Here is a 7,259-nt window from a genome sequence, read left to right on the forward strand (position 1 = left end):
GATAGCCTAGGAGATACACCTGTACCCATGCCGAACACAGCAGTTAAGCCCTAGAACGCCTGAAGTAGTTGGGGGTTGCCCCCTGTTAGATACGGTAGTCGCTTAGCAAGATTTGGAGAGAAATCTCCATAAGGGAGTTTAGCTTAGTTGAAAGTGAGAGGCATTCGAGCTTTCAAGTTGGAGATGAGGAAAACGAAGTTTTCTCCATTGCCCAGCTGAGCTAAGTCCCACCCATTGGGAGTTTAGCTCAGCTGGGAGAGCATCTGCCTTACAAGCAGAGGGTCAGCGGTTCGATCCCGTTAACTCCCATTTAAGCGGGTGTAGTTTAGTGGTAAAACTACAGCCTTCCAAGCTGTTGTCGCGAGTTCGATTCTCGTCACCCGCTTTGAACATTTTGTTCTTTTTACCAAACTTTCATAATAGTTTGGGCGCGTAGCTCAGATGGTTAGAGCGCACGCCTGATAAGCGTGAGGTCGGTGGTTCGATTCCACTCGTGCCCATTTTATATGGTCCGTTGGTCAAGGGGTTAAGACACCGCCTTTTCACGGCGGTAACACGGGTTCGAATCCCGTACGGACTATATTTTTGAGGGGCTAATGCTCCTTTTTTTTGTTTTTAAACTCGTATTTGCTTTTCTTTTGATATAATAGTTCTATGATGAAATTATCGAATAACTTATCTGTATTACCTGGTATAGGTCCAAAATCAGCTGAAAAGTTTAGTAAGCTTGGGATAGATTCAATTGAGGATGCCTTACTTTATTTCCCTTTTCGTTATGAAGATTTTGAAGTTAAATCTGTATTTGATTTGCAGGATGGGGAAAAAGCAGTTTTAAAGGGTCAGGTTGTAACTCCGGCTACGGTCCAATATTATGGGAAGCGAAATCGGTTAAGGTTTTCTATTAAGCAGAGCGAAATTGTTGTTTCTGTCTCTTTTTTTAATCAATCATATTTAGCAGATAAGGTTGTTCCTGGACAAGAATTGGTCGTTTGGGGAAAATGGGATAAGGCGAAGGCTAGTTTGACTGGGCTTAAGATTTTATCACATCAAAGCGAGGACTTACAGCCAGTTTATCATGTCTCACAAGGTATTTCTCAGGCCAGTATTGTGAAATTAATTCGTTCTGCTGTAGATACGGGCTATTTGGATTTGGTTTCTGAAAATATTCCAGAGATTCTATTAAGCCATTATCAATTAATGGATAGAAAACGAGCTATTTATGCTATGCATTTTCCGAATGATTTGGAAGAATATCGCCAAGCTCTTAGAAGAGTTAAATTCGAGGAATTATTATATTTCCAATTGCAGCTACAATTGTTAAAACATGAAAATCGGAATATTTCAAATGGATTAGAAATCCAATATGTGGAGGACTCTCTTCAAAGAAAAATAGAAACCTTACCTTTTTCACTGACAGATGCGCAAGAGAATGCTTTAAATGAAATTTTACAAGATATGAAGCATCCAGGTCATATGAATCGTTTATTACAAGGTGATGTTGGTTCTGGTAAGACGGTTGTTGCTGGTTTAGCCATGTACGCTACAGTGACTGCCGGTATGCAGGCTGCAATAATGGTTCCGACAGAAATTTTGGCAGAGCAGCATTATGAAACTCTTAGTTCTTTATTTCCTGAATGTAAAATTTCATTATTAACTGGTAGTATGAGAGTTGGAGAGAAAAGAGACGCGTTAGAGCATATTGCTAGTGGGGATATCCATATGATTGTTGGGACACATGCTTTAGTTCAAGAAGGTGTTACTTATCACAAATTGGGCTTAGTCATTACGGATGAACAACATCGTTTTGGGGTCAAACAACGGAAGTTGTTTCGTGAAAAGGGTGAAAACCCTGATGTGTTAATGATGACGGCTACTCCAATTCCTCGAACTTTGGCAATCACTGCTTTTGGAGATATGGATGTTTCCATTATTGATCAATTACCAGCAGGAAGGAAACCAATTGTAACAAGATGGGTGAAGCATGCTCAATTGCCAGTTGTATTGTCATGGCTTGAGAAGGAATTGAAAAAAGGGGCTCAGATTTACTTTATTTCACCTTTGATTGAAGAATCCGAGACGCTCGATTTAAAAAATGCCATTGATCTAAAAGTGGAGTTGGAACACCATTTTGGTTCAAAAGCATCGATTGAATTATTGCATGGAAAAATGAAAAATGATGAAAAAGAAGCAATCATGCAGGAGTTTAAGCATGGGAATGTGGACATATTGGTTTCAACTACCGTTATAGAAGTTGGTGTCAATGTACCGAATGCTACGATAATGATCATTATGGATGCGGATCGTTTCGGGCTGAGTCAATTACACCAGCTGCGGGGTCGTGTAGGTCGTGGAGTGAAGCAATCTTACGCCATCTTGGTCGCGGATCCTAAAACAGAATCTGGTAAAGAGCGTATGGCCACAATGACCGAGACAACGGATGGTTTTGTTCTGGCAGAAGTTGATTTAAAAATGCGGGGTTCAGGTGAAATTTTCGGAACACGACAATCGGGCTTACCAGAATTTCAAGTTGCCAATATTATTGAGGATTATCCTATTTTAGAAGAGGCTAGGCGTGTAGCTCAGCGGATTGTCACGGAAGAAAATTGGCGGAACAATCCAATGTGGCTCTGTTTACTGGAAAATTTAGAACATCTATCAATATTGGATTAAATGTTTGAGGAACCTTTGGGGCTATAAGTAGTGCAAATATGTTCTCTTTCTCAATCTGAAGATAATACCTTATTAGTCTTTAATTACATAGCAATTGACTGAAGGTGATTTGTTGGAGCCTTACCGTTTTCATGAGGCTTACCATGGGAAATGGTTGATTTTTAGGAATATCTATTTTTAACAAAAAACAATAGGTGCATGAAAAATCGTGCACCTATTGTTTTATCCTTGAATATAATCAGCTAAATCCTGCCCGTTCAAGCCAGCATTTAGGGCAATCAGTAATTTGATACGTGCTTTTTGGGAATTCAGTTCTTTTACAAATAAGACTCCTAATTCTTCCAATTGTATTCCGCCACCATCGTAGGCATATACTGGTTCTGCAATACCATTGAAGCAACGTGATACGAGCACGATAGGGAGTTGCTTATTGATAAGTTTTTTAATGGCTGAAATACTTGCTGGTGGTAGGTTTCCAGCTCCTAAGGCTTCTATTACTAGGCCAGAAATGGGGGCCTCTACAAGTGCATCCAGTAAGATAGTATCCATATCTGCGTATGATTTGATGATTGGGACAACACCGTTGATGGCCTGTAAATCAAAGCGGACACGTTTGTCGGCTGCCTTGAAAAAGAGTATTTCCCGTTTTGTCACAAGGCCCAAGGGTCCATGAGTTGGTGTTTGAAAGGTTGAAACATTTGTTGTATGTGTTTTTGTTACATACTTCGCAGCATGAATTTCATCGTTCATGACCACAAGAACACCTTTGTCAGCAGATTTTTTATCGGCAGCAACACGAAGTGCAGTTCTATAATTATAGATTCCATCGCTTCCTAATTCGTTAGAAGAGCGCATAGCACCTGTCACCACTATTGGTTTTTGTGGAATAGACATTGTGTCCAAAAAATATGCTGTTTCCTCTAGGGTATCAGTTCCATGTGTGATGACAAACCCGTCAAAATGGGAGGCTTCTTCTCTAATTTTTTTATAAATCATCATCATGTGCTCAATTTGAATATGAGGACTAGGAAGATTCAAAAAATCAACGGACACTACTTCAATGTTCTCTATTGGTGAAGTGACTTGGGTCATTGGATTAATGGGACTTGATTCGACAGCGCCGTTTTGATCTGCTTGCATGGAAATTGTTCCCCCAGTATGGAGAACGAGAATTTTTTTCATAAATTTTCCTGATTCTTTCAAAATATGCTATACTTAATTGTAACACAATTCTAATGAAAGTAGGTGGGATGGTTGACAGTGAAGGCAGTTTTTTTTGATATCGACGGAACCTTATTGACGGACCACCGAACTGTGAGTAAGTCAACTATTCTTGCCATTAACCAGTTGAAAGCAAGAGGAATCTTGGTTGGTTTGGCAACTGGTCGAGATCCGCGCTTTATCTTACAATATATGGCTAGTCTGGGACTTGATATGGCAGTTGCTTACAATGGACAATATGTTTTTACAAGAGATGAAGTGGTTTTTAGCCAGCCAATTGAAAAAGAAGACATCAATAAAATGATTGCGTATGCCGAAAAATTCCAACGTGATCTTTCATTTGGTACTGCATTAGGGGTAGTTGGTAGTGGCATTATGAGTATGGGGACTGGGAATTTTGCTTACCGAATTTCACGTATGGTCCCTGAAGTTTGTGCGGGCTTTGTAAACTTTATTTTTAACCATATTATCCGTATTGTGAGACCGCAAAATAAGGGAAGCTTCAATCATTTGATTACTCAACCCATTTATCAAATGATGCTATTAACGATGGAAAAAGAGGCGCAGCGATTAGCGGAGCATTTTCCACAATTAACTTTTACTCGTTCAAGTCCTTATGCGACGGATATTATTTGCAAGGGGAATTCAAAACTGATTGGTATCAAACGGTTAGGAGATTTTTATCATTTTTCGACCGATGAAGTGATGGTTTTTGGAGACTCAAATAATGATATTGAGATGTTGGGAGAGGTTCGGTATTCTGTTGCCATGAAAAATGGGACAAAGCAAGCAAAACAAGTGGCTTCTTATATAACTGATACGAACAATAAGGATGGTATCTATAAAGGCTTACGTCATTTTAATCTAGTAGAGGAACAAAATGTTTAAAAGTAAGGATCAACATTTTAATCGTGTAAAAGAGTTTCATCACCTGATGGATGGTCAAACTCAAGAGTTTCCAAAGGAGTATGATTTTGAGACAGCCGTTTTCCGGGCAGGGTTTAAAATTGAAGAAATTGTTGAATTTGTTCATGCTTCCTCACAGAATGAGAGTAGTTTTAGAGAAGGGATTGAGCGGCTGCACTCTGAATTAGATAAGGCTGCTGCTAAGATAGAAGGAAAAAAAGAGGCAAAGGTTTCTTTGCATGATCAAGTGGATGCTTTATTGGACCTTTTATATTTTACCTATGGTTCTTTTGTATTAATGGGAGTGGATCCAGAGCCGATTTTTCAGCTAGTCCATGAAGCTAATATGGGCAAAAGATTTCCGGATGGACGTGCTCATTTTGACCCAGTCACTCATAAAATTTTAAAGCCAAATGATTGGGAGGAACGTTTTGCTCCTGAGAGAAAAATTGAAGAAGAGCTAAAGAGACAGATGAAAGGACTTGATCACTAACATCAAGTCCTTTATGATTTTTATAAAATTTTCTCGCCCTCGCGTACTATCAATAAGTCAATCGTTGCATGACGCATGATATACTCTGAAGAGGAACCAATGAGCAATCTTTCAAAAGCATTTAACCCAGTTGCACCAAGTAGCATTAGGTCAGCACCGGTTTCCTTTGGAATATCTACCGCTAAGAGTGTTTTTGGGTTTCCAAATTCTATACGGATTTGAACATCTTCTATTCCGGCATTCAGTGCTTCCTGTTTATAATCTTCTAGTAATAGTTCAGCTTCACGTTCTAAAGACTCATAGACTGTTGCATCAAAAGCAACAACGTTATGTAACGCTCGTGTATCAATGACATGGGCAATTATCAGTCGTGCCTGATTTCGTTTTGCGACGTGGATAGCCTTGTGTAGTGCTAGTTCAGCACCGGCTGAACCATCAACAGCGACTAGAATTGTTTTATAAGATTGAGACATACCAATCACTCCTTTCAAGTGGAGAATACAAATAAGCAGTGTATCCGCTTACATTTTTATTATAAGTCTTTTTTGAAAAAATGTAAAGTATTCTTGTGATTTTTTTACTTTTACAGTACAATATAAACCATAAGAAAGTCGAGGTGACTTATGAGAAAATTTGAGAAGTCAATGAAATTAGATGACGTTGCGTACGATATTCGTGGTCCAGTCTTGGAAGAGGCTATGCGGATGCGTGCTAATGGTGAGCAGATTTTAAGGTTGAATACCGGAAATCCTGCTGAATTTGGTTTTACTGCGCCAGACGAGGTCATTCGTGATTTAATCCATAACGCTCGTAAATCAGAAGGTTATTCGGATAGTCGGGGGATTTTCTCAGCTCGTAAGGCGATTATGCAATACTGTCAACTCAAGAAATTTCCAAATGTTGATATTGATGATATTTATCTTGGTAATGGTGTAAGTGAGTTGATTGTCATGTCTATGCAGGGCTTGTTGGACAATGGTGATGAGGTGTTGGTACCGATGCCTGACTATCCTTTGTGGACAGCAGCGGTAAGCTTAGCTGGTGGACATGCAGTTCACTATGTTTGTGATGAGTCTGCAGACTGGTATCCTGACTTAGCGGATATGGAATCCAAGGTGACATCACGGACTAAGGCTATTGTTCTTATCAACCCTAATAATCCAACGGGTGCTTTATATCCAAAAGAAGTGTTGGAAGGAATCGTTGAGATTGCTCGGAAACATGAGCTCATTATTTTTTCTGATGAAATTTATGACCGTATGGTATTTGATGGAGCGGTTCATATTCCAATTGCGACCTTGGCACCGGATTTATTTGTTGTAACGATGAATGGTCTATCAAAATCACATCGTATCTGTGGGTTCCGTGTTGGTTGGATGGTGTTATCAGGCCCTAAACATCATGTGAAAGGGTATATCGAAGGCTTAAACATGCTGTCCAATATGCGTCTATGTTCCAACGTATTAGCCCAGCAGGTGGTGCAGACATCATTAGGTGGTGTGCAATCTGTTGATAAATTGTTGACTCCAGGTGGGCGACTTTATGAACAACGTGAGTTCATTACAAGGGCGATTCAAGATATACCTGGACTGTCTGCTGTTAAACCTAAAGCAGGTCTGTATATTTTCCCTAAAATTGATCGAGAAATGTATCGAATTGATGATGACGAGCAGTTTGTTCTTGATTTTTTGAAACAAGAAAAAGTATTGTTGGTTCATGGACGAGGTTTTAACTGGAAAGAGCCAGATCATTTCCGTATTGTTTATTTACCACGTGTTGACGAACTAGCAGAAATTCAAGAAAAAATGACACGATTCTTAGCGCAATATCGACGTTAGGAGTGAAGAAAAGTCGGGGGTTCTCCCAATGTCATTAAGTTAAGCATTTAAGCAGCTAAAGAAACTATTCCCGTCTGAGCAGTTGATGACAAGACGGGAATAGTTTTTGTATTTAGGGCGCACAAAAAGGA

4 protein-coding genes, 4 tRNA genes, 1 rRNA gene and 1 pseudogene are annotated in these 7,259 nt (G+C 39.5%); 8 read left to right on the forward strand and 2 right to left on the reverse strand.

The annotated features are described in order from the left end of the window. The 6 genes from rrf to recG all read left to right on the forward strand — a co-directional run. A 5S ribosomal RNA gene (gene rrf, locus K6V43_RS11070) occupies window positions 1-107 on the forward strand; the annotation flags it as partial. Between the two features lie 129 nt (window positions 108-236). Further along, window positions 237-309: transfer RNA gene (locus tag K6V43_RS11075), tRNA-Val, on the forward strand. A gap of 5 nt (window positions 310-314) precedes the next feature. Continuing rightward, a tRNA-Gly gene (locus tag K6V43_RS11080) sits at window positions 315-385 on the forward strand. Window positions 386-426: 41 nt separating this feature from the next. Then, window positions 427-500 (forward strand) — tRNA-Ile (locus tag K6V43_RS11085). 8 nt (window positions 501-508) lie between these two features. Further along, window positions 509-580 (forward strand) — tRNA-Glu (locus K6V43_RS11090). Window positions 581-657: 77 nt separating this feature from the next. Beyond that, a complete protein-coding gene (recG, locus tag K6V43_RS11095; protein WP_337250542.1) occupies window positions 658-2,670 on the forward strand; it encodes an ATP-dependent DNA helicase RecG in 2,013 nt (670 codons plus the stop codon). Between the two features lie 222 nt (window positions 2,671-2,892). Here recG and K6V43_RS11100 read toward each other — a convergent pair whose 3' ends face one another. Further along, on the reverse strand, window positions 2,893-3,852 hold the full coding sequence (locus K6V43_RS11100; protein WP_222383127.1) for an asparaginase: 960 nt from the start codon (window positions 3,850-3,852) through the stop codon (window positions 2,893-2,895). 72 nt (window positions 3,853-3,924) lie between these two features. Between K6V43_RS11100 and K6V43_RS11620 the strand changes: the two are divergent. Then, window positions 3,925-5,290, forward strand: a pseudogene (locus K6V43_RS11620) (HAD-IIB family hydrolase). A 20-nt stretch (window positions 5,291-5,310) separates the two neighbouring features. Here K6V43_RS11620 and K6V43_RS11115 read toward each other — a convergent pair. Further along, window positions 5,311-5,763 carry a universal stress protein gene (locus K6V43_RS11115; protein WP_024397621.1) on the reverse strand — a complete coding sequence of 151 codons (453 nt, stop codon included), beginning with the start codon at window positions 5,761-5,763 and terminating at the stop codon, window positions 5,311-5,313. Window positions 5,764-5,913: 150 nt separating this feature from the next. Between K6V43_RS11115 and K6V43_RS11120 the strand changes: the two genes are divergently transcribed. Further along, window positions 5,914-7,128 carry a pyridoxal phosphate-dependent aminotransferase gene (locus K6V43_RS11120; RefSeq protein WP_024391780.1) on the forward strand — a complete coding sequence of 405 codons (1,215 nt, stop codon included), beginning with the start codon at window positions 5,914-5,916 and terminating at the stop codon, window positions 7,126-7,128. Window positions 7,129-7,259: the final 131 nt, after the last annotated feature.

The organism is Streptococcus suis, assembly GCF_019794615.1.
Taxonomy (GTDB): Bacteria; Bacillota; Bacilli; order Lactobacillales; family Streptococcaceae; genus Streptococcus; species Streptococcus suis_AI.